This window comes from Rhizobium sp. Leaf384, assembly GCF_001424065.1.
Lineage (GTDB): Bacteria > Pseudomonadota > Alphaproteobacteria > Rhizobiales > Rhizobiaceae > Ferranicluibacter.
Genome location: NZ_LMQE01000005.1, coordinates 888,856 through 909,108 on the forward strand (window position 1 = coordinate 888,856; position 20,253 = coordinate 909,108).

General features: G+C 62.8%; 20 protein-coding genes. 11 read left to right on the top strand and 9 right to left on the bottom strand.

Annotation, left to right across the window (positions count from 1 at the left end; genetic code table 11):
• Nucleotides 1-29: 29 nt before the first annotated feature.
• The 4 genes from ASG25_RS12525 to ASG25_RS12540 all read right to left on the bottom strand — a co-directional run bounded on the left by ASG25_RS12525 (nt 30) and on the right by ASG25_RS12540 (nt 6,333).
• Nucleotides 30-1,349 (bottom strand): diguanylate cyclase, encoded by a 1,320-nt coding sequence (locus tag ASG25_RS12525; RefSeq protein ID WP_244479392.1) that lies wholly within the window; start codon nt 1,347-1,349, stop codon nt 30-32.
• Between the two features lie 266 nt (nt 1,350-1,615).
• Entirely contained in the window at nt 1,616-2,449 is an 834-nt protein-coding gene (locus ASG25_RS12530; protein WP_062473979.1) for a response regulator, read from the bottom strand.
• Nucleotides 2,450-2,631: 182 nt separating this feature from the next.
• Entirely contained in the window at nt 2,632-5,577 is a 2,946-nt protein-coding gene (locus ASG25_RS12535) for a mechanosensitive ion channel domain-containing protein (protein ID WP_062473981.1), read from the bottom strand.
• A gap of 201 nt (nt 5,578-5,778) precedes the next feature.
• On the bottom strand, nt 5,779-6,333 hold the full coding sequence (locus ASG25_RS12540) for a DUF924 family protein (RefSeq protein WP_062473983.1): 555 nt from the start codon (nt 6,331-6,333) through the stop codon (nt 5,779-5,781).
• A 167-nt stretch (nt 6,334-6,500) separates the two neighbouring features.
• On the opposite strand from ASG25_RS12540, the gene ASG25_RS12545 reads away from it, so the two are divergent.
• The 5 genes from ASG25_RS12545 (at nt 6,501) to ASG25_RS12565 (ending at nt 12,520) form a co-directional block, all read left to right on the top strand.
• Nucleotides 6,501-7,526 carry a sulfate ABC transporter substrate-binding protein gene (locus ASG25_RS12545; RefSeq protein ID WP_062473985.1) on the top strand — a complete coding sequence of 342 codons (1,026 nt, stop codon included), beginning with the start codon at nt 6,501-6,503 and terminating at the stop codon, nt 7,524-7,526.
• A 6-nt stretch (nt 7,527-7,532) separates the two neighbouring features.
• Entirely contained in the window at nt 7,533-8,390 is an 858-nt protein-coding gene (gene cysT, locus ASG25_RS12550) for a sulfate ABC transporter permease subunit CysT (protein WP_062473987.1), read from the top strand.
• A complete protein-coding gene (gene cysW, locus ASG25_RS12555; RefSeq protein WP_062473989.1) occupies nt 8,380-9,267 on the top strand; it encodes a sulfate ABC transporter permease subunit CysW in 888 nt (295 codons plus the stop codon). Before cysT ends, cysW begins: the two co-directional genes overlap by 11 nt.
• 16 nt (nt 9,268-9,283) lie before the next feature.
• Complete coding sequence (locus ASG25_RS12560) at nt 9,284-10,321, top strand: sulfate/molybdate ABC transporter ATP-binding protein (RefSeq protein WP_062473992.1); 1,038 nt, start codon at nt 9,284-9,286, stop codon at nt 10,319-10,321.
• 150 nt (nt 10,322-10,471) lie between these two features.
• Nucleotides 10,472-12,520 (top strand): acyltransferase family protein, encoded by a 2,049-nt coding sequence (locus ASG25_RS12565; protein ID WP_062473994.1) that lies wholly within the window; start codon nt 10,472-10,474, stop codon nt 12,518-12,520.
• Nucleotides 12,521-12,556: 36 nt separating this feature from the next.
• Here the strand turns inward: ASG25_RS12565 and ASG25_RS12570 are convergent, their stop codons facing one another.
• Together ASG25_RS12570 and ASG25_RS22775 are read right to left on the bottom strand one after the other, a co-directional pair.
• The gene (locus ASG25_RS12570; protein ID WP_062473997.1) at nt 12,557-12,796 is read right to left on the bottom strand and encodes a hypothetical protein; all 240 of its coding nucleotides are present in this window, start codon (nt 12,794-12,796) and stop codon (nt 12,557-12,559) included.
• 133 nt (nt 12,797-12,929) lie between these two features.
• Nucleotides 12,930-13,094: a hypothetical protein gene (locus ASG25_RS22775; RefSeq protein ID WP_156379746.1), complete on the bottom strand. Its 165-nt coding sequence runs from the start codon at nt 13,092-13,094 to the stop codon at nt 12,930-12,932.
• Nucleotides 13,095-14,164: 1,070 nt separating this feature from the next.
• On the opposite strand from ASG25_RS22775, the gene ASG25_RS12580 reads away from it, so the two are divergent.
• The 3 genes from ASG25_RS12580 to ASG25_RS12585 all read left to right on the top strand — a co-directional run bounded on the left by ASG25_RS12580 (nt 14,165) and on the right by ASG25_RS12585 (nt 15,599).
• Nucleotides 14,165-14,347 carry a hypothetical protein gene (locus ASG25_RS12580; RefSeq protein ID WP_062473999.1) on the top strand — a complete coding sequence of 61 codons (183 nt, stop codon included), beginning with the start codon at nt 14,165-14,167 and terminating at the stop codon, nt 14,345-14,347.
• 208 nt (nt 14,348-14,555) lie between these two features.
• Complete coding sequence (locus tag ASG25_RS22780; protein WP_156379747.1) at nt 14,556-14,726, top strand: hypothetical protein; 171 nt, start codon at nt 14,556-14,558, stop codon at nt 14,724-14,726.
• A 192-nt stretch (nt 14,727-14,918) separates the two neighbouring features.
• On the top strand, nt 14,919-15,599 hold the full coding sequence (locus tag ASG25_RS12585) for a TerC family protein (RefSeq protein WP_062474001.1): 681 nt from the start codon (nt 14,919-14,921) through the stop codon (nt 15,597-15,599).
• A 398-nt stretch (nt 15,600-15,997) separates the two neighbouring features.
• On the opposite strand, the gene ASG25_RS12590 is transcribed toward ASG25_RS12585, so the two are convergent.
• Complete coding sequence (locus ASG25_RS12590; protein ID WP_062474003.1) at nt 15,998-17,038, bottom strand: glutamine synthetase beta-grasp domain-containing protein; 1,041 nt, start codon at nt 17,036-17,038, stop codon at nt 15,998-16,000.
• Between the two features lie 419 nt (nt 17,039-17,457).
• On the opposite strand from ASG25_RS12590, the gene ASG25_RS12595 reads away from it, so the two are divergent.
• Complete coding sequence (locus ASG25_RS12595) at nt 17,458-17,634, top strand: DUF2735 domain-containing protein (protein ID WP_162241403.1); 177 nt, start codon at nt 17,458-17,460, stop codon at nt 17,632-17,634.
• Between the two features lie 142 nt (nt 17,635-17,776).
• Here ASG25_RS12595 and ASG25_RS12600 read toward each other — a convergent pair whose 3' ends face one another.
• Together ASG25_RS12600 and ASG25_RS12605 are read right to left on the bottom strand one after the other, a co-directional pair.
• The gene (locus tag ASG25_RS12600) at nt 17,777-18,793 is read right to left on the bottom strand and encodes a YihY/virulence factor BrkB family protein (protein WP_062474007.1); all 1,017 of its coding nucleotides are present in this window, start codon (nt 18,791-18,793) and stop codon (nt 17,777-17,779) included.
• Nucleotides 18,794-18,821: 28 nt separating this feature from the next.
• The gene (locus ASG25_RS12605) at nt 18,822-19,163 is read right to left on the bottom strand and encodes a hypothetical protein (protein ID WP_062474009.1); all 342 of its coding nucleotides are present in this window, start codon (nt 19,161-19,163) and stop codon (nt 18,822-18,824) included.
• A gap of 118 nt (nt 19,164-19,281) precedes the next feature.
• Here ASG25_RS12605 and ASG25_RS12610 point away from each other — a divergent pair, with 118 nt between their 5' ends.
• Nucleotides 19,282-19,878: a DNA-3-methyladenine glycosylase gene (locus ASG25_RS12610; protein WP_156379764.1), complete on the top strand. Its 597-nt coding sequence runs from the start codon at nt 19,282-19,284 to the stop codon at nt 19,876-19,878.
• A 61-nt stretch (nt 19,879-19,939) separates the two neighbouring features.
• Nucleotides 19,940-20,089, top strand: a complete 150-nt coding sequence (locus tag ASG25_RS12615; protein ID WP_062474013.1) for a hypothetical protein — start codon at nt 19,940-19,942, stop codon at nt 20,087-20,089.
• Nucleotides 20,090-20,253 lie beyond the last annotated feature (164 nt).

Genomic DNA, 20,253 nt, shown 5'->3' on the forward strand with positions numbered 1-20,253 from the left:
GACGTCGTCGCCCGCCCCTGCAGCTTGCCCTACGACGCCATGGTGTTGATCATCGTCAGTTCGGAAACGATCCGGTTCCGGCCAGCGTGTTTTGCCATGTAGAGGAACTGGTCGGCGGCGTGCAGATAGTTGTCGAACACTTCGCGCTGCTCGATCGGGGCGAGGCCGATCGACACCGTGATCGACAGATCCTCGTCATCGGTGACAACCTGCGTGCGGGCGATCGTCTCGCGCAGCTGTTCGCAATAAAGCGTGGCAGCTTCGATATCCAGGCCATCGAACAGCACGCCGAACTCCTCGCCGCCGAGCCGCGCCAGAAGGTGATCGCTGGAGACGAAATTGCGCAGGGTCCGCGCGACGGCCTTCAGGACGAGATCGCCGACCTCATGGCCGAACGTGTCGTTGAGGCGCTTGAAATGGTCGATATCGAGGATCGCGATCGACGACCCCGCCTTGCTGCGAAAACACTTCTCGACGATGCGCGGGCCTTCCTGGAAGAAGAAGCGCCGATTGTAGAGATCCGTCAGATAGTCGCGCGAGGCAAGCCGCTGCAGCGAACTGATGCGTTGATGGACGGTGATGGAGCGGTTGACGCGGCCCAAAAACTCGTCGCGATCGAACGGCCGTTCGATGAAATCGGCGCCGCCAGCCTTCAGGAACCGGGCGGCGTCCCCACGCGTGGCCTGCGAGGCCACCGCGATCACCGGCACCATCGTCTCCGCCTCATAGGAGCGCATGCCGGCAAGCAGCTGCTGCGCAGACAGGTCGCCCGCCGCATGCTCGCAGACGACGAGATCGACCCGACCATCCATGACGGCGTTGAGAACATCTGCCGCCGAGCCGGCCTCCGCCACCTGGAATCGCTGCTCGCGCAGCACAGCGGCGATCGCCTGACGGCGCTGCGGATCGTCATCGGCGACGAGCACATGCGTGGCGGCATTGCTGAGAATGCGATTGACGGTCGCGACGACGTTCGAGACCGAGTCGCGCTCGTTCTTGATGATGCAGTCGATCACGCCCCGCGCCATGACCCGCTCGCGCGTGCTGTCGTTGAAGCTGCCGGTGAAGACGATGGCGGGAATGCCGTGCGCGAGCACAAGGTCCAGCGCCTCGCAATTCGGCGCGTCGGGCAGGTTGAGATCGAGAACGGCGACATCGAAATTCTGGCACTCCAGCGCCCGCTTCGCATCGCCGAGGGATGCGCAGTGCGTCACCGTCAGGGCCGGGCCATCCTGGATCTCGTGTCGAATGAGCGTCGAGAAGACGCGCGAGTCTTCGATGAGCAGAAGGTGCCGGCCGCCCATGCTGAACGCGGCATCCCCCCTCGCCTCTTGCTTGCTGAACGTCAAGGTCCCCACCCTTATCGAGCAGGCTACCGTCAGCCGGTTCTGCTCCTCCAAGATCCCAACCATCGCTAGTGCGAGGTTACGAACTGTTATGTTTTATCTGACTTACCACGAAGGCTTTTGTGTTCCGTTAACGCCACCCGCAAAAGCGGTACCGCAATCGAAATCTTTGTCGGACAAGTGGTGCGGAGACATCCCGGCCAGCAGAAACAGCAAACGCCCGAAGCCGGGCGTTTGTCATGTCGGGAGAGAGGAAGCGTCTGGCCGGATCAGGCGCTGAGCGCCATCTGCGTGCCAAGCGTGCGGATCTTCGTCAGCGTGTCCAGGTTCTGGTTGACGCGGCAGTAGAACTCCTCGTTGACGAAGGGCCGCATGATGAAATCATTGCCGCCGGCCTTGAGGAAGCGTGCCGACAGAAGGCGGTTTGTGGAGGACGAGACGCCGATGATCCGGAGCTGATGGGGACCATAGGCCCCCCGGATCCGCCGCGTCAGCTCGAAGCCGTCGATGTCCGGCATGTTGTAGTCGGTAATGACGAGCCCGATATCCGAATGCCGCTTCAGCAATTCCAGTGCGGTCGCTCCGCAGTCGGCGGTGCTGACGCGGAAGTTGAACCGCTTCAGCTGCGAGGTGAGAAGCGCCCGCGCCGTCGGGCTGTCATCCACGATCATGACATGATGGCGATGATTGGTGAGAAAGCGGCAAACCGATTCCACCAGCATATCGACGGCAAAGACGCTGTCCTTGATGATGTAGTCGACGATGTCCCGGGCAAGGATCGATTCGCGCGTGCTTTCCTGGAAGGTGCCGGTAAAAACGATCGTGGGAACGCTCATATCCACGAGATAGGACAGCGCCTCGCCGTTTTCGGCGCCCGGAAGATTGATGTTGGAGATGGCGAGCGTCGCCGGGAAGGAAGCATTTTCGATGGCAAAGGTGACTTCGTCATAGTCTTTACAGACGATGACATCGATATCAAGCAGTTCCTTGAGACGCTTCGACACCATGGCCGCGAAGAGATTGCTATCTTCTGCGAGCACAATACGGTGCTGTTGCAGGGACTCTCCGGAGTAATACATCCCCGACACACCGAAAAACGACATTGCGCGCTCTCTTTTCTAGACTGACAGGAACGGTAGCAAGAAAGGTTTTCGCAGTCGTTAAAAGACGAAGGCTTCAATGTCGCTTTTTCATCACCAATGGAAGAAAGCCGGCGACATGGACCATCCCGGGTCGCCGGCTTGCTTACGGTTGGCCGACAGCCATTGATCGGCGTGTTGGGCGACTAGCGTGTGCGGCCGGGGCGTCTTTTGCGCAAGCCGGTCGCACCCGGTTCCGGATTTGTCGCAGGCCCCCCATCGGCGACATCTCCTGTCCGTGCCGGCGACGCGGGCGTGGGCGACGACGCAGGGGGCACGGCGGGCGCGGGCGGCGGAGCGGACAGCCTGGCATCCGCACGCAGCTCCTCCCCGCGCAACGCATCGGTGCGTCCGCTTTCCGAGGAGTCCGGAACATCGTCGCTGCGGCTGTCCGGCGGCTCGGCCCCCGGCTGCTCCACGTAGCCGCCGGCATCGCCCGGCAGCTGGCTGGAGGCCCGTCCGCCGGCTGATCGCGTGCCTTGGAAGAGCGCCGAGAGGACCTCGGCATCTTCGGGCGAGATCTTGATCGGCACTTCCGGCGCGGCAGGTCCACCCAGCGCGATACCATCCGCCTTGAACCGCTCGAAGACGGCCATGCGGACATCCGTGCGTACGGAGACGCCCTGGAGGATGTCGGCAAGGAACACGCGCACCTCGAAGTCGAGTTCGGCGGCCGTGAAGCCGCGGAAGACAATGATCGGCTCCGGATTGCGCAGGATGTTCGGCAATCCCGTCACCGCCGCCCGCAAGGACTCCACGACCTTGCGCGGATCGTTGGAGGAATGCGCCGTGAAGGTGATATCCACCCGCCCGAGCTTGTTCCGGTGTGTCCAGTTGCCGACGGAGGCGTTGATGAACAGCGAATTGGGAACCATGATCGTCTGCCGCTGGAAGGTTTCCACCTCGGTCGCGCGCACCGAGATGCGCTTGACGAAACCCTCAGTGGTTCCCGAGATCACCCAGTCGCCCACCTTGAACGGCCGCTCGACCAAGAGGATCAGGCCGGACACGAAGTTGGAGACAATGTTCTGCAGGCCGAAGCCGACGCCGAGGGACAGGGCACCGGCGACCAGCGCGAGGCTCGACAGGTCGAGGCCGGCGGCCGAGATGCCGATCAGCCCGGCAATGCCCATGCCGAGATAGCCGATGCCGGTCTTGACCGAATTGCGCACGCCGAGATCGACGCGGCTGCGCGCAAGGACGCTGCCGTCGATCCAGCGCTGCAGCCAGCGGGTGACGACGAAACCGAGAACGAACAGCAGGATGCCGGCGAAGATGCCGACGAGCGAGATGGTGATCGTGCCGATGCGGATCTCGGTGAAGATGCGATAGGCCCAGGCCTCGATATCCGCAATCTTGAAGCCCCACTGGAGAAGGAGCAGGGGCACGAAGAACATGGCGACCAGAAGATAGATGCCGAGTCCGACCGCCAGGCCGATCTGGTCGAGCGCCATCGGCTCGAGCCGATAGCGATGGGAGAGGTAGCGGCCACCCACGGTCTTGGCGAGCGCGTTCTGCTTGGCGAGCGCCTTGCCGGTAAGGATGCCGATATACATGGTGACGAAGATGGCGCCGGTGACGACGATCTGCGTGGCGATGAAGCGCGCAAGCCCGACATAGCCTGAAAGCGCAGCCGTGATGAGCCCGAGGCCGGCCAGCAGCAGCAGGATGGAAATCGCGCGCGGCCAGGGCCGTCCCTGCCCGTCCAGCGGTTCGCCCTGCGGAATGACAGGACGGATCAGCGCGACCGCCATCAGGAGCAGGCCGATGATGATCGAGGCGATCAGGCTTTTTGCCACCGTCAGCACCAAGGGCGAACCGAGGGTGACGCTGATCGTCTCCAGGAGGTAGTCGAGGAGGTTTGCAAAGGCCATCGCCATGATGAGCGCGACCAGAAGGCGGGCACCGCGATCCGACACGCGGACAAGCCGCCAGACCGCCTGCCCCGGCGCAAGGACCGCCGTCGAGATGGTCCAGACGAACTGGAGGGCGACACATAGGGCAAGGAAGGTCACCACCACCGGAGCGATGTCCTGGCGCAGCACATTGAAGGACTGCAGGAAGAAGAAGGCCGTCGTGGCAAAGGTGGCGGACGCAATCGTCGGCACCAGCGTGGAGCCGAAGGCGCGCGACAGACGAGCGATGTAGGTCGGATGAAGATCGCGCACGGAGCGACGGAGCAGCGGCGCGAAGAGACGATGGGTTCCGGCAAGAAGAACGAGCGCGGAGCACAGCGACAGCAACAGCGCCCACATCAGCGGCACGCGCTTGAAGGTAAAGACGAAGGTCAGCCAGCTGCCGATGTTGCGGGAAAAGGCCCGCCCCTCGACCACGAGCGCCTGTCCCGCATCCACCAGCATGTCGAGGTTGATGTCGGTGTGCCGGAGCAGCGTGTTGGAGAACAGCACGCGACGTTTCTCCGTGATCGACGTCGACAGCGCATTGGCGTCGGCGACGAGGGTTTCCCCGGTGCCGGTCACCGCATTCAGGGCGTTGCGCTCGCTGACCAGACGGCTGCGCTCTTCGGTCACGACCGACGCTTCGGGCTCGGCACCGGCGGCCGGCGGATCGCCGATCTCGGTCAGGCGTCCCTTGATCTGTTCGATGCGGGTGCGGGCCGCATCCAACTGGCCGGCCACCTGCTGCGACAGGTCATCGACCTGGGCCTTGATCTCGGCCAGCCGGTTGTCCGCCGCGTTCGCATTGTTGGCCTGGGTGGAGCGTCCCGTCTCCGCCGCATTGGTGTTGTCGACCTGCGCGGCCAGCGTGTCGAGCCGCTTGCGCGCCGCATCCAGCTTCTGCGTCGCGTCGGTCTGCCCCTCATCCGTCCGGTCGCGTTCCGAGGCCCCGTTACCGGAACCTTGCTGACCTGAGCCCTGCTGTCCGGAGCCAGGCTGTGCCGCGGAAGGGGCCGCCGCCGGCTGGGTTGCAGCGGGCTGGGTTGCAGCGGGCTGAGTTGCGGCGGGCTGACTTGCAGCGGGCTGGGTTGCAACGGGTTGATTGGCCGACGGCGAACTGGCAGCCGGTTGCTGGGCCAATACCGGCGACAGGTTGGCCACGAGAAGGAGCAGGAGGACGAAGAGACGGGGCATCGCGGAGGCACATGCTTTCACGGTTGGGTCTGTCTTCTCCAACGGACCGTGTTGAAAGGCTTCAGGAAGATCGCAACGCGACCGAAGAGAATCAGGCGCGGGGGAGCGCCATGCGCGTTCCGGTTGACGGCTCGGTATGGCGAATTTTGGGCTTCGCGCCGCAACGCAGAGCCGGTTTCGCCAACATGCGTCCGGATGAGCTCAGAAGCGGGAGCCCGGCTGCAACAGAAAGGCTTCCTCCTGCGGGCTCGGCATGCGGCCGAGAATGGCGTTCCGATGCGGGAAGCGTCCGAAACGGGCAACGATCTCGCGATGGCGCACGGCGAAATCGAGAAGCACGGGGTCGCCAAGCGCGGTGAACAGCTGGACCGCAAGGTCTTGGTCGGGCATGGCCTCCGAATGCTCGAAGGGGAGATAGAAGAACGCACGCCGCACCGGCTCGACCGCCTGGTCTGCGCCCGCCTCCAAGGCCAGCCGGGCCTCGCGACGCGCCAGACCGTCCGTCGCAAACGCAAGCGGCGACGCACGATAGATGTTGCGGGACATCTGGTCGAACAGGATGACGGCAGCGAGCCGGCCGTCCGGCGTCGCGCGCCAGGCGGGCGCAACATCGCGCGAGAGCGCGAGATGGCTTGCACGAAAACGCCGGTCGCATTCCGCATCCAGCGCCGGATGCGCCTTGTACCAGTGTTCCGGATCGACATCCTCGAACCAGAACGCGAGAACCTCCCGCGGTTCGCACAGTATGTCGCTCATGTTGCAGTCCTCCTGCCGGCCACTTCGGTCTTGTCGCATCAATCTTGCGCAAGCGGGAGACCCGACGGCAGGACTTTTCTCCAAACGGTCTTTCAGGCGCAAACTTCTTCGTTACCTTAATCGACAGACCAGCTAGATTACTCGCGACAAGACGGAGGGCGAGAGCAATGAACGCAAAGGGTATATCCCGATTTTTCACGGTGGCGCTGCTGGCCACCAGCATTCAGGTGGGCGGGCTGGGCTTTGCCTTTGCCGATCAGACGATCCTGAACGTGTCCTATGATCCGACGCGTGAGCTCTACAAGGACTTCAACGCTGCCTTTGCCGAGAAGTGGAAGGCCGATACCGGGGAGACGGTGACGATCCAGACGTCGCATGGCGGCTCGGGCAAACAGGCCCGCTCGGTGATCGACGGTCTGGAGGCCGATGTCGTAACCCTGGCGCTCGAAGCCGACATCGACGCCATCGCCAAGGAAAGCGGCAAGATTCCTGCCGACTGGAAGACGAAGTTCGAGAACAACAGCGCGCCGTATACGTCGACGATCGTGTTTCTCGTGCGCAAGGGCAACCCGAAGAACATCAAGGACTGGGGCGACCTGGTCAAGGACGATGTGCAGGTCATCACGCCCAACCCGAAAACCTCCGGCGGCGCGCGCTGGAACTTCCTCGCCGCCTGGGCCTGGGCCCGCGCCGCGAACGGTGGCGACGACGCCAAGGCACAGGACTATGTCGCCCAGCTCTTCAAGCACGTGCCGGTTCTCGACACGGGTGCGCGCGGCGCCACCACCACCTTCGTCCAGCGCGGTCTCGGCGATGTGCTGATCGCCTGGGAAAACGAGGCCTATCTTTCTCTGGAAGAGCTCGGTCCCGAGAGTTTTGACATCGTGACCCCGTCGGTCTCCATCAAGGCGGAACCGCCGGTGGCCCTGGTCGACGGCAATGTCGACGCGAAGGGGACCCGCAAGGTCGCCGAGGCCTATCTGCAATATCTCTATTCCGATGTCGGGCAGAAGATCGCCGCCAAGCATTATTATCGCCCGTTCAAGCCGGAAGCGGCCGATCCGGACGATATCAAGCGGTTTGCCGACGTGAAGCTCTCGACCATTGACGAATTTGGTGGTTGGAAGGAAGCTCAGCCGAAATTCTTCGGAGACGGGGGCGTCTTCGACCAGATCTACAAGCCGGGGCAATAAGATTACATGACCGCAAGCCTCCCTCAGCGGTGGCAATTTCGACAGCCGAGCGTCATCCCGGGTTTCGGGTTGGCGCTCGGCGTCACTTTGTCATGGCTCATCCTCATCATTCTCATTCCCCTCTCCGGCCTCGCCTGGCGATCGAGCGCGCTCGGTTGGAGCACGTTCTGGACGCTGGCGACCGATCAGCGGACGCTCAACGCGTTGAAGATCAGCTTCGGAACAGCCTTTGTCGCCGCCCTGGCCAATGTCGTCTTCGGCGTGCTGCTGGCCTGGGTGCTGGTGCGCTACCGTTTCTTCGGGCGGCGCGTCATCGACGCCATGGTCGACCTTCCCTTCGCGCTGCCGACGGCCGTGGCCGGCATCGCGCTGACGACGCTCTATGCCCCGAATGGCTGGATCGGCAGCCTGCTGACGCCGCTGGGGCTGAAGATCGCGTTCACGCCGATCGGGATCGTCTTCGCGCTGATCTTCGTCGGGCTGCCCTTCGTGGTGCGCACTGTGCAGCCGATCATGGAAGAAATCGACCGCGAGGTCGAGGAAGCAGCAGCAACGCTTGGCGCGACGCGATTTCAGACCATCAGCCGCGTGTTGCTGCCGGGCCTCGCGCCGGCCGTTCTCACAGGCTTCGCACTCGCCTTCGCCCGTGGCGTCGGCGAATACGGCTCCGTCATCTTCATTGCGGGCAATCTGCCGTATGTGTCGGAGATCGCACCGCTTCTCATCGTCATCCGGCTGGAGGAGTTCAACTACCCCGCCGCGACCGCGATCGCTGCCGTCATGCTGATCCTCTCCTTCGTCATGCTGCTCGTCATCAATTCCATCCAGGCCTGGAGCCGGCGGAGGTATGGTTATGGCACATGACGCTCTTGCCCCCGCATCGGGCGCCACCTCGGAAATGGTGCGGTCGGCCACCTCGGAAAGCCGCTTCGCGCGCTATGGTCTGATTGCCCTGTCGCTCGCCTTCGTCGGCCTTTTTCTCGTGCTGCCGCTCGCGATCGTCTTCACCGAGGCCTTCCGCAACGGGCCGGGACGCTTCTACGAAGCGCTGGCCGATCCCGAGACCTGGGCGGCGATCCGGCTGACGCTGCTGGTGGCCGCCATCGCGGTTCCGCTCAATCTGGTCTTCGGCATCGCTGCCGCCTGGGCCATCGCCAAGTTCGAGTTCAAGGGCAAGGCGTTCCTGACAACGCTGATCGACCTGCCCTTCTCGGTCTCGCCGGTGATCTCGGGCCTCGTCTTCGTCCTGCTCTTCGGGTCGCACAGCATGCTCGGTCCTTGGCTTTCCAGCCACGGCATCAAGGTCTTGTTTGCCGTCCCCGGCATCGTGCTGGCGACGGTGTTCGTCACCTTCCCCTTCGTTGCGCGCGAGCTGATTCCGCTGATGCAGGAGCAGGGCACGAGCGACGAGGAAGCGGCGCTGTCGCTCGGCGCGAGCGGTTGGCAGACCTTCTGGTACGTCACCCTGCCGAACATCAAATGGGGTCTTCTCTACGGAGTGCTGCTCTGCAACGCCCGCGCCATGGGCGAGTTCGGGGCCGTCTCGGTGGTATCGGGCCATATTCGCGGCATGACCAACACGATGCCGCTGCAGGTCGAGATTCTCTACAACGAATACAACTTCATCGGCGCCTTCGCCGTGGCAACGCTGCTGGCGCTTCTGGCGCTGGTGACGCTCGTCATCAAGTCGCTGCTCGAATTCAAGTTCAGTGCGCAGATCGCCGCCGCACGCAAGCACTGAAAAGGCACAGGGTTTCATGGAAGTACGCGTTCAGGACATTCGCAAGGAATTCGGCCGGTTTCCCGCTCTCGAGAAGGTTTCGCTCGATATCCGCTCCGGTGAACTCATTGCCCTTCTCGGGCCGTCCGGCTCCGGAAAGACGACGCTGTTGCGGCTCATCGCCGGGCTGGAAAGCCCGACCGACGGCATGATTTTCTTCGGGAACGACGATGCCTCGAAGAAGACGGTGCAGGAGCGCAATATCGGCTTCGTGTTCCAGCACTATGCCCTTTTCCGACATATGACGGTGATCGACAACGTCGCCTTCGGTCTCAAGGTGCGTCCCGCGTCGCGCCGCCCGCCGGCCGCCGAGATCCGCAAGCGTGCCGAAGATCTCATCGATCTCGTCCAGCTCGGCGGGATGGAAAAGCGCTACCCCGCCCAGCTTTCGGGCGGCCAGCGCCAGCGGGTGGCGCTGGCCCGCGCCATGGCGGTGGAGCCGAACGTTCTTCTGCTGGACGAGCCATTCGGGGCGCTCGACGCGCAGGTGCGCAAGGAGCTGCGCCGCTGGCTGCGCGAGATCCACGACCGCACCGGCCACACGACCGTCTTCGTGACGCACGACCAGGACGAGGCGCTGGAACTGGCGGATCGGGTGGTGGTCATGAGCAAGGGGCAGATCGAGCAAGTAGGAACGCCGGACGAGATCTACGACACGCCGAACTCGCCGTTCGTCTTCGGCTTCATCGGCCAGTCCAACACCCTTCCGGTGCGCGTGGAGAACGGGCAGCTCTGGCTCGAGGATCGCTCGATCGGTGTCAGCGCGCCGGGCGAGCCGGAGGGGCCGGCCGAACTCTATTTTCGACCGCACGATATCGACCTGCTCGACGGCTGCGGCGGCTGTCTCGCCGGGATCGTGACGATCAGCCGACGGGTGGCCGGAACGCGGCACGTCGAACTGGACGTCGCTGGCGCCACGCGTCGGATCGAGATCGAGCTGCCTTCCGACGTCGCTGCGGCGCCCGGCACGCGCATCGCCTTCCGGCCCAACCGCTGGAAGCTTTTCCGCGCCTGACATTTCGGGTCGGAAAGGCATGGCTGCGGGATTTCATCCCGAAAACGTTTATGATCTAAAGGACATCAAGCGCCTTCGGCAGCGGACTCCGATCCGCCGCCGAAGGCGTGTCCCCACCTGACCGTTTCTCCGCATCTTGACTTGAGCTTCATGCAGCACCGACCCGAAATCGATGGCCTCCGGGCCGTGGCCGTCGTCCCGGTCATCCTTTTTCACGCAGGCCTGGCCTGGTTTTCCGGCGGCTATGTCGGCGTGGATGTCTTCTTTGTCATCAGCGGCTACCTGATCACCACCATCATCGCGACGGCGCAGGACAAGGGCACCTTCACGATCCTCGGCTTCTATGAGCGACGGGCGCGCCGGATCATGCCCGTGCTGTTCACCGTCATCCTCTGCTGCCTGCCCTTTGCCTGGGCGTGGATGCTCCCGGCGCAGATGAAGAGTTTCGGCGAAAGCATCATCGCCGTCTGCCTCTTCCTGTCGAACGTCCTGTTCTGGCAGGAAAGCGGCTATTTCGCCGCGGCCGCCGAGAAGCAGCCGCTGCTGCACACCTGGAGCCTGGCTGTCGAGGAGCAATATTACGTCGTTTTCCCGATCCTCTTGATGCTCCTTCATCGGGCAGGCCCGCGCATCCGCTTCGTAGTCCTGCTGCTGGCGGCCCTCGTCAGCTTTGCCCTTGCAGTCTACGGCGCGATCGCGTTCCCGAATGCGGCATTCTACCTGCCCCATACGCGCGCCTGGGAATTGCTGGCGGGCTCCCTCTGCGCCCTCTTCCTCCTCCATCGCCAACAGCCTGCCAACGAGACCCTGTCGCTTCTCGGCCTCGCTGGCGTCCTGGCCGGCGTCTTCCTCTACGACGACGGAACGCCGTTTCCGTCCGCCTGGACGCTGGCACCGGTGGGCGGAACCGCCCTGATCATCCTCTTTGGCGGACCCGGCACGCGCGTGCATCGGTTTCTGTCGCTCCCGCTTCTCACCGGGATCGGTCTAATCAGCTACAGCCTTTATCTCTGGCACCAGCCGCTGTTTGCCTTTGCCCGCATTCGCAGCCTCACGGAGCCGACGCCGGTTCTGATGACGAGCCTCACGGTCGCCGCCGTGCTTCTCGCGGTCCTGTCCTGGCGCTTCGTCGAGACCCCGTTCCGCACAGGCCGCATTCGGATCCTCGGCAGCGCGCCCCGCATTCTCGGCGCGACGGCGGCGGCCGCCGTTTTCCTCATGGCGGTCGGTGCGGCGGGCCGCGTAGACAACGGCTGGTCGTTCCGCCTGCCCCCGTCCGCACTGGCGGCGCTCGACGTGCAGGCGCATCCGGATCCGGCCATGTCGACCTGTCTGTTCGACAAGGGCGAGGCAACGCTGCCGCATCCCGTGCGCGCCTGCATGACACCCGGCACGCAGACGAGCGACACGATCCTGATCGGCGATTCTCATGCCGGGGCGATCACGGGCGAGGCTTTGCGCGCCTTCTCGGCCGCCGGACTCGATCTCTACGCCCTCTCCCACTCCTCCTGCGCCGGGTTCTCGGGCCTTGTCGTCTCCAATGCGAAATATCGCCTTCGCTGCAACCGCTTTTTCACCGGCGTCGAAGATTACATCGCCCGGAGCGACATCAAGACGATCATCATGGTCAGCCGCTGGTCGCTCTATGTCGATGGAACGGCATTCGACAACGGCGAAGGCGGCATCGAGGCGCTGAAGCCCACCTATGCCGACCTCTACGAGCGGCGCGACGACATGGGCGGCGAGAACGACCCCGCCCGCAAGGACCGGGTCCTCGCCGCCTACCTCGCGGACATCAAGGCCTATCTCGATCGCGGCGACAACGTCGTGCTCGTCTATCCGATCCCCGAAGCCGGGTGGAACGTGCCCGACCTGCTTGCCCGGGCGGCCATGACGGGCAACGACGCGGAGCCTCTCGGGACGTCGTCGGAGCGATATCGCGCGCGCAATGCGGCTGTCATCGCCGCGTTCGACACACTCGACCATCCGCGCCTTGCCAAGATCAGGCCCGACGCGATCTTTTGCGACAGCTTCGTCGCCGGGCGCTGCATCAACAGCCTTGCGACGGACCGGATCTTCTATTTTGACGATGACCACCTCTCGAATGCGGGTGCTGCTCTGCTGATGCCGCCGATCATCGACGCCGTGCGCCGCCTCAATGCCAACCCCAAGGGCACGCCGGGGAAGACGACACGCTGACGGCACAGGATCTGCCCGTTTTGGGCGGTCTTGATGTCAGCGCGGGAAGATCTGCCGACGCAGTTCCAGGCTAACCTTGCCGACGCAGACCCTGTCTTCATCGAGAACCTCGACTTCGAGCCTTCCGAGAGGCCCTCGCGGCAACCCGTCGAGCGCCATTTCCGCCAGAACGACTTCGGCTTCGGCCAGCGCCGTGGCGACATCGGCAAAGGCGTAGGCTTCCTCGCCGTCGGAAAAACCCTCGTGATCGACAAGGTTGAAGTAGAAATGTGGCATGGTGACCGCCTTGACGACAGGGTCGCGCTAATGACGCACGCGAGAAGAGAACGGGATAACGTCCGAGATAGAGGCTTGGCAGACGTCGCGGCGACCGCCGACGATCGCGTGACGGCAAGGCATGCGTGGGGTCTTACGGGCTCTGCTCGGCAGCCTTGTCAGGCGCGACAACGAGGGGATCCGGCGGGGTCGTCGATCGATCGCCGGACTTACCCTCCAGCTGCTGGACGACGACGACGCTGAGGATCGCGGCAACCACGAAGCCGATGACACCCAACATGAGATAACGGACGGGCAAAACGCGCTCCTCGACAAGACTTCGGCAAGGCGATTGCCGATACTGCACACTGGTCGTCGGACGCTGAAGCTTTGCCGAACACAAGCGCGCACAAACGAGGACGCTGCCCATTCGGCTTGGAAGCTCAAGCTTCAAAGCTGAGCTGTCGATCTTGAGGCTAGCAACCAGACCGTCCGTTTTCCGATACCACAGCAGGAAACGCGTGTTTTGCTGCAATGTTCCGCCGATAACGCAGGTTCGGCACAGCCGTAACCCGGACGCTCGTGACATGACGGACGTGGAGCCGCTGAGGGGCGCGCTGATCGTAGCCTGGATCCTCAAACGAAAAGAGCCTGCTGCGGGAGGAGGTGCAGCAGGCTCTCAATTCCGGTTGGCAGCTTGGGAGGAGGAGAAGCTGCAACCACAACCGACGATCCCGGGAGGAGGATAGGATCATCAAGGTCGTCGAAACGATGCGGGAGGAGGTGCATCGCTTCGATAGGTTCATCATACAAATTTCTCGCACCGCGACGAGCGGAATTCTTGCATTGCAGCTATGTGTTTCGCACATGCGAAGACGGCGTTGTCGCGTGGTTGATCGAAGCGAGCGGCTGCGAAGGGGATGTCCGCCGAGGTGAACTTGCCGTATGGAACGACATCAGAGCCATTGCACGTGACAATCAGGGACGCGTGGCAATCAGGGAGACGAATAGATGGGCGACGTCAATCAGTCGAAATCGGGCATTGCGGTTGCAAAACAGCGGGATGGCTCGTGAAGCTTCATCTTGACGTTCAAGGGCGTCACGCATCCCGCAACCGGCAAGTTTCCGTCTCAGCTGCAGGCGCAGTTTGCGGGGCAAGCGGCGCTGAAAGCCTTGGAAAGCCGTCCGCGCGGATAGGATTGCACGGCCCTTGCAGCTGGGTCAGCGCAGCCGAACAGAACGGGCGCCGGAACCGCTGGAGGGTTCTTTGCGCCAGCACTGCAACTTCAAGCTTACTTTCGATCGTAAATCCGATCGTTCAGGGAACTTCGGCGGAATCGAGGCGTTCACAGGCGAGCGTACAGATGCGACTTGCAAGGGAGCGGTGACATGACGGATCTGAAGGGAATACGAGGAAAGACGGTGCGGGGCGAATCCTGCACGCTGGAGGAGTTCCAGGCACGCTACGGTTTGCAGACGGACGAGGCAAAGCGGCTCTATGAACGGTTCGGCCCCTCATCGACGGAGCTCGACCTTCTGATGGCGGCCAAGCGCCGGGTTCCTGCACTCTAAATCGCCTTGCATGAGCAAGGACTCACGCAACGCGCTTTCGTTTTCGTTTTGATGCATGTCGTTTCCCGGAACCGCTGCACACTTTCGGGCGATATGCATGCGCGAGCGACCTTGCCGACATTTGACCTTGAACGGACAGAATGCCCCGCGGGCAAAAGGGTCATTCTGTCCATGACCGAAACGGGGCGTTCTCCAAGGGAGACGCGACATGGACTCCGAAATTCTGATCTTTGCGGCCATGAACGTCATAGGCGGCGTGCTCGCCCTGGGCTTCGTCCACTTCTACTATCTTCCCAACGTCGAAAAAAGCAGCATCGAGCCGGCCCTCTATGAGGTGACGCAGCGCGAGACGCTGGCCGTGGACCCACTGCGCCGGTAACGCGAACCGATGGCACCCAACCGGGCACACAGCATTGCGGCACGGCAGCATCAGACGCATTCCAAGCTGGCGAATGCGTCGATTTTTCCTCGCCTTGACGGTTTGCCCTTGCCTTGAAGCTTTGAATGGCTTTAGCGAACGGGACGCGCAATTGTCATTCGGAATGAACGGCACGAGGGAGACAGATCCGACATGGAAATTTTCACGGCAGCCGGTCTGGCTGCGTTTCTGCAGGTCATTGCCATCGATCTGGTGCTGGCGGGCGACAATGCCATCGTCATCGGCCTTGCCGCCGCGGGCCTGCCGGTCGACCAGCGCCGCAAGGCGATCCTGGTCGGCATCATCGCCGCCACGGTGCTGCGCATCGCATTTGCCGCCATCACCGTCCAGCTGCTGGCGATTGTCGGCCTTCAGTTTTTCGGCGGCCTTCTGCTGCTGTGGGTCTGCTGGAAGATGTGGAGCGAACTGCGCCAGGCGGATGAAAACGCCGCCCACGACATCGGTGCGACCGCAGACGAGACCCGGGTTCGCAAGACCTTCCTGCAGGCGGCGACGCAGATCGTCATTGCCGATGTCTCCATGTCGCTCGACAACGTTCTGGCCGTCGCCGGCGCTGCGCAGGATCATCCGACGGTGCTCGTCATCGGCCTGATCGTCTCGATCGCACTCATGGGTCTGGCTGCCAGCTTCATCGCCAACCTCCTGCACAAGCATCGCTGGATCGCCTATGTCGGCCTTGCCGTCATCTTCTATGTCGCGCTGAGCATGTTGTTCCACGGCGGCATGGAGATCCTGCCCTACATCGACGGCAGCGCCGCCACGATGCCGGCCGCCGCGCCCGCTGCCCCGCCGGCGACGACACCGGCGCCGTAACGCGCCCAGACATTGTCGGATGAGATCGCCGGATGAATGTCCGGCGTGACGCGACCCGGATTGCAAAGGCCGAGCCCTCCTGCTGACCCAGCCGGAGGGCTTTTTTTGTGTGTCCTCGGCGTGTTGCAAGGATCGGCACACAAGCCGCGAGAACGACGACGCGAGCCCCCGCCCCAACACGATGCTTTGATCGCGAGACTGCCCCCGAGGCTTTGCCGGTCCAGCCGAAAGCCGCTCCGACAGCGTGTCGGGAAATCGTCGAGAGTATCCCCGTCAACGAAGAACGGCGCCGGTTTCCCGGCGCCGTTCTTTGTTTCGTCTGAACCCGGCGGATGAGCGTTCGCGTCGCACCTCGCACAGGGACCCATCCCGCCGCGCGACGATGCGCGCCCGCGTGATCAGGCAGCAGCCGAGGCGTAGCCTTCGGTCGGAACTTCCGAGATCGTCTTCAGGACGGCGGAAGCGATCTGGTAGGGGTCGCCCTGCGAGTTCGGGCGGCGATCTTCCAGATAGCCCTTGTAGTCGTTCTTGATGAACGAGTGGGGAACGCGGATGGATGCGCCACGATCGGCAACGCCGTAGCTGAACTTGTTCCACGGAGCCGTTTCGTGCTTGCCCGTGAGGCGCTTGTCGTTGTCGGGACCGTAGACGGCGATGTGATCCATCAGGTTCTTTTCGAACGCCGCCATCAGGGCTTCGAAGTAGGCCTTGCCGCCGACTTCGCGCATGTAGGCTGTCGAGAAGTTGCAGTGCATGCCCGAGCCGTTCCAGTCGGTGTCGCCGAGCGGCTTGCAGTGATACTCGATATCGATGCCGTACTTTTCGGTCAGGCGCTGCAGCAGGTAGCGGGCCATCCAGATTTCGTCGGCGGCCTTCTTGGAGCCCTTGCCGAAGATCTGGAATTCCCACTGGCCCTTGGCCACTTCGGCATTGATGCCTTCATGGTTGATGCCGGCTTCCAGGCAGAGGTCCAGATGCTCTTCAACGATCTCGCGGGCGATGTCACCGACATTGCTGTAGCCGACGCCGGTGTAGTACGGACCCTGCGGCGCGGGGTAACCCTGCTCGGGGAAGCCGAGCGGGCGGCCGTTCTGGTAGAAGAAGTATTCCTGCTCGAAGCCGAACCACGTGCCTTCGTCGTCAAGGATCGTCGCACGGGAGTTGCTCGGATGCGGCGTCACGCCGTCCGGCATCATGACTTCGCACATGACCAGAACGCCGTTGGTGCGGGCGGGATCCGGATAGAGAGCGACGGGCTTCAGCACGCAATCGGAGCTGCGGCCTTCGGCCTGCATCGTCGAGCTACCGTCAAAGCCCCAGAGCGGCAGCTGCTCCAGCGCCGGGAACGCGTCGAATTCCTTGATCTGCGTCTTGCCGCGCAGGTTCGGTACCGGTGTGTACCCGTCGAGCCAGATGTACTCGAGCTTATACTTGGTCATAGCAAATCTCTCATAAATGGTGAGCAATCCAGAACAGCGACCGCGAACCCCGAAGCCGACATCCTCTGACCGTAAGGGAATGCACAAGCCGTGCCAGTTGGTGGCCATTGACGCCAGCAGAAGCGATAATTCTCGAAAATCCGTCTCGATGACACTCGGCATACCCGATCGTGGACCGGGAACACCCACCTTGTCGCGCATGCGCGCGACCTCTGGGCGCCGTGAGGAACCCTTAAGGCTCGGACCGAGTTGAACGAGAGAATTTGCAGGCAGAAAACCGGGCCCGCACCGGAAAAATCGCCACCACCGCAGAAAATGCGCGAAAAGCCGACACGAAATTGATTTATTTTTAGACATTCAGCGCAAAATATGTGCATATGAACGCATACATCTCGGACACACAAAAGGGAGCCGATGCCATGCCAATGACACCACAGCGCCAGTCGGCGACGATCTATCAATTTCCTGTCGGTGGCCTGAAAGGATTGTCCGGCTGGAAGACTGTGCCGGACGTCAAGGTCGAGGCCCCCGCCTCCCCGGTGATCATCGACAGCTGGTATCACGAAGCTGCCATGAACGAGACGAAGCCCCAGTAAGGGTCGCCATCCCAGGTTTAGAACGCAGAAAGCGATTGCCGCAGGCATGCGACAATCGCTTTTTTATGCATCGATGCCGGGGCGGCCAAGCGTTTCCGGTCGCGGGCCCGCTTTCACTCTTTCCGGCTGCGCGCTTGATGGATCACGAGACCGCGTCGCCGACCGTGTCGGCGACATAGGCGCCACGGTCGCCCATCGGGCGGGGATGGCCGGTGGTCGAGTCGATCGTCGTCTGATGCTCGAGTTCCGCGTTGATTTCGGCGCCCACGATCAGGATGATCACCGACATCCAGGTCCACACCATGAAGCCGATGAGGGCTCCGAGTGTGCCGTAGGTTGCGTTATAATTGGCGAAATTCTCGATGTAGTAGGAAAAGCCGAGCGACGCACCGAGCCAGGAGACGCTGGTAAAGGCCGCGCCCCAGCTTAGCCAGCGCAGCTTGGCCCTCTCCCGGCTGGGACCATAGCGATAGAGCATCATCGTGGCGAAGCAGACGATGACGAGCATCAGCGGCCACCGTGCGAAGCGCGCGAGAAGTTCGACCCAGCGGTCGAGCCAGAGAAACGCGAGCACGGCCGGCAAAATACCGATCGCCGAGATCACGATCACCGCGACGCCGAGCGCCCCGAGCGTGAACAGGAGCCCGAGGCCGGTCAGCTTGAAGAAGCCGCGCTTTTCCGTCTCGCCGTAGGCGATATTCATCGCGTCGAACAACGCACGCATGCCGTTATGCGCACTCCACAGCGCGACGCCGAGACCGAACACGAAACCGATCGAAAGCGTCGACGTCTTCTGTGTCGCCAGCGTCTTCAGCTGTTCGAGGATGATGTCGAGCGATCCGGTCGGGACGATGTCGGCAAGCAGCGTCACCTGCGCACCAATCGCGCCGGGGTCTGCGACGAAGCCATAGATCGAAACAAGAGCGGCAAGAGCCGGAAACAGCGCGAGGAGCAGATAGTAGGTCACGCCCGCTGCGATCAGTGTCACCCGGTCTTCGCTGATCTCGGCAATGACCCGCCAGAACACGTCTTTGAGACCGGGATAAGGAATGGCGGACGGGGTCTTCGCGAGCCGACCGCGCGTGTCGTTGTCCGCAGCGCTATCCGTCCGCGATCCGATGCCGCCCGTCTGTCGTCCAGCCTGATATCCGTCTGCCATGAAACCCTCTCCAGTCCTTGACGGAGATCTACGGCTGCTGCGCGGAATTTCCATCCTTTGGAAGATCATTCGGCGTGATCACCGGCATCTGCCCGGATGGCGGCGCAGGCTCGACGATCTCGCCGTCGCCCACCGACGGTGGCTTCAGCACACCGTTGCAGTCGTCGAGCTTCTCTGTCAGCGAACCGCTGCCGGGATTGGCGTTGGGTGCCGTCCCCTGTTGCGGCGTACCGACACCGCATTCTCCCTGCTGCGCCTGCGCAAAGGCCTGCCCGGTCGGAACTACCGCCAGGGAAACGACGAGAGCCGCCAACGCAGCGCCCCCGACGGTGGACAAAGGTGAACCTTTCAGGAAAGCCTTGATGCGCATGGAAAATCTCCTTTGGTTCGAGAACGAAAACGCGCCATGATCGTTCCAGGAGTTAACGTGGCGACACCATTCGAGATCGATCACGTCCGAAACCGCGACCGGCAGAGCCACCCTGATGATGTCTCCTGATTTCTTTGACCGCTCCGCCGTCGACGCCGCACGAGACCTTGTCGGGGCAACCTTCCTTGTCGACGGGGTCGGCGGCATCATCGTGGAAACGGAGGCCTACGAGCCGGACGATGCGGCGTCCCACAGCTTCCGCGGGCCGACGCCGCGCAACCGCGCGATGTTCGGTCCGCCGGCGCATGCCTATGTCTATCGGTCCTATGGGATTCATTGGTGCGTCAATCTGGTCTGCCGTCCGGGCAGTGCCGTCTTGGTGCGTGCGCTGGCGCCCACAGCCGGGCTGGAAACGATGATGGATCGCCGGGGGCTCGACAATCCCCGGCTCCTGTGTGCCGGACCGGGGCGGCTGTGCCAGGCGCTCGGAATCGATATCGGCCATGATGGCCTGTCGCTGCTGGCGGCGCCGTTCCATCTCGCTGCGGCGACAACGCCCGTCGACGTTGTCGCCGGTCCGCGGATCGGCATCACCAAGGCGATCGAGCAGCCCTGGCGCTTTGGGCTGGCCGGCTCACCCTACGTGAGCCGCGGCTTTGCGCCAAAAAAACCCAGGCGAATGCCGTTTTCCGACATGCCACAGGCGCAGGATTGAAAAATCCGCGTCTCGCCACATTTTTCGCCAAGTATTTCTCGAAACACGTGCAGGAGAGACCATGCGCCCGATCCTCATCGCCATCCTGAGCCTTTCCGTCCTGACGCTTGCCGGCTGTGGCAATACGGCCAAGGGTCTGAAGCGCGACGGACAGGGGACCAGCCGCGCCCTGGACGATGCCTCCGGACGCGTGCTCTCGGCAGGCAAGTAAGGGGCGGGCGCCGGCACGCGCCTTCGCTGCGGCAGTCGTTTTTGGCAAACCGTGGTATCCGTCGAATGCTGATACAGGAAGGCGCCGTTTCCCCAGCTAATTCCCACGGATATTGTTTTTTTTAATGGCCGCCCTGAATTAACCGTCTAGGAGAAAGGTCACCG

Coding starts and splice junctions, on each gene's coding strand:
- ASG25_RS12530 (WP_062473979.1), bottom strand. CDS start 2,449: ATGTCGTTTTTCGGTGTGTCGGGGATGTATTACTCCGGAGAGTCCCTG.
- ASG25_RS12535 (WP_062473981.1), bottom strand. CDS start 5,577: ATGCCCCGTCTCTTCGTCCTCCTGCTCCTTCTCGTGGCCAACCTGTCG.
- ASG25_RS12540 (WP_062473983.1), bottom strand. CDS start 6,333: ATGAGCGACATACTGTGCGAACCGCGGGAGGTTCTCGCGTTCTGGTTC.
- ASG25_RS12545 (WP_062473985.1), top strand. CDS start 6,501: ATGAACGCAAAGGGTATATCCCGATTTTTCACGGTGGCGCTGCTGGCC.
- cysT (WP_062473987.1), top strand. CDS start 7,533: ATGACCGCAAGCCTCCCTCAGCGGTGGCAATTTCGACAGCCGAGCGTC.
- cysW (WP_062473989.1), top strand. CDS start 8,380: ATGGCACATGACGCTCTTGCCCCCGCATCGGGCGCCACCTCGGAAATG.
- ASG25_RS12560 (WP_062473992.1), top strand. CDS start 9,284: ATGGAAGTACGCGTTCAGGACATTCGCAAGGAATTCGGCCGGTTTCCC.
- ASG25_RS12565 (WP_062473994.1), top strand. CDS start 10,472: ATGCAGCACCGACCCGAAATCGATGGCCTCCGGGCCGTGGCCGTCGTC.
- ASG25_RS12570 (WP_062473997.1), bottom strand. CDS start 12,796: ATGCCACATTTCTACTTCAACCTTGTCGATCACGAGGGTTTTTCCGAC.
- ASG25_RS12580 (WP_062473999.1), top strand. CDS start 14,165: ATGACGGATCTGAAGGGAATACGAGGAAAGACGGTGCGGGGCGAATCC.
- ASG25_RS22780 (WP_156379747.1), top strand. CDS start 14,556: ATGGACTCCGAAATTCTGATCTTTGCGGCCATGAACGTCATAGGCGGC.
- ASG25_RS12585 (WP_062474001.1), top strand. CDS start 14,919: ATGGAAATTTTCACGGCAGCCGGTCTGGCTGCGTTTCTGCAGGTCATT.
- ASG25_RS12590 (WP_062474003.1), bottom strand. CDS start 17,038: ATGACCAAGTATAAGCTCGAGTACATCTGGCTCGACGGGTACACACCG.
- ASG25_RS12595 (WP_162241403.1), top strand. CDS start 17,458: ATGCCAATGACACCACAGCGCCAGTCGGCGACGATCTATCAATTTCCT.
- ASG25_RS12600 (WP_062474007.1), bottom strand. CDS start 18,793: ATGGCAGACGGATATCAGGCTGGACGACAGACGGGCGGCATCGGATCG.
- ASG25_RS12605 (WP_062474009.1), bottom strand. CDS start 19,163: ATGCGCATCAAGGCTTTCCTGAAAGGTTCACCTTTGTCCACCGTCGGG.
- ASG25_RS12610 (WP_156379764.1), top strand. CDS start 19,282: ATGTCTCCTGATTTCTTTGACCGCTCCGCCGTCGACGCCGCACGAGAC.
- ASG25_RS12615 (WP_062474013.1), top strand. CDS start 19,940: ATGCGCCCGATCCTCATCGCCATCCTGAGCCTTTCCGTCCTGACGCTT.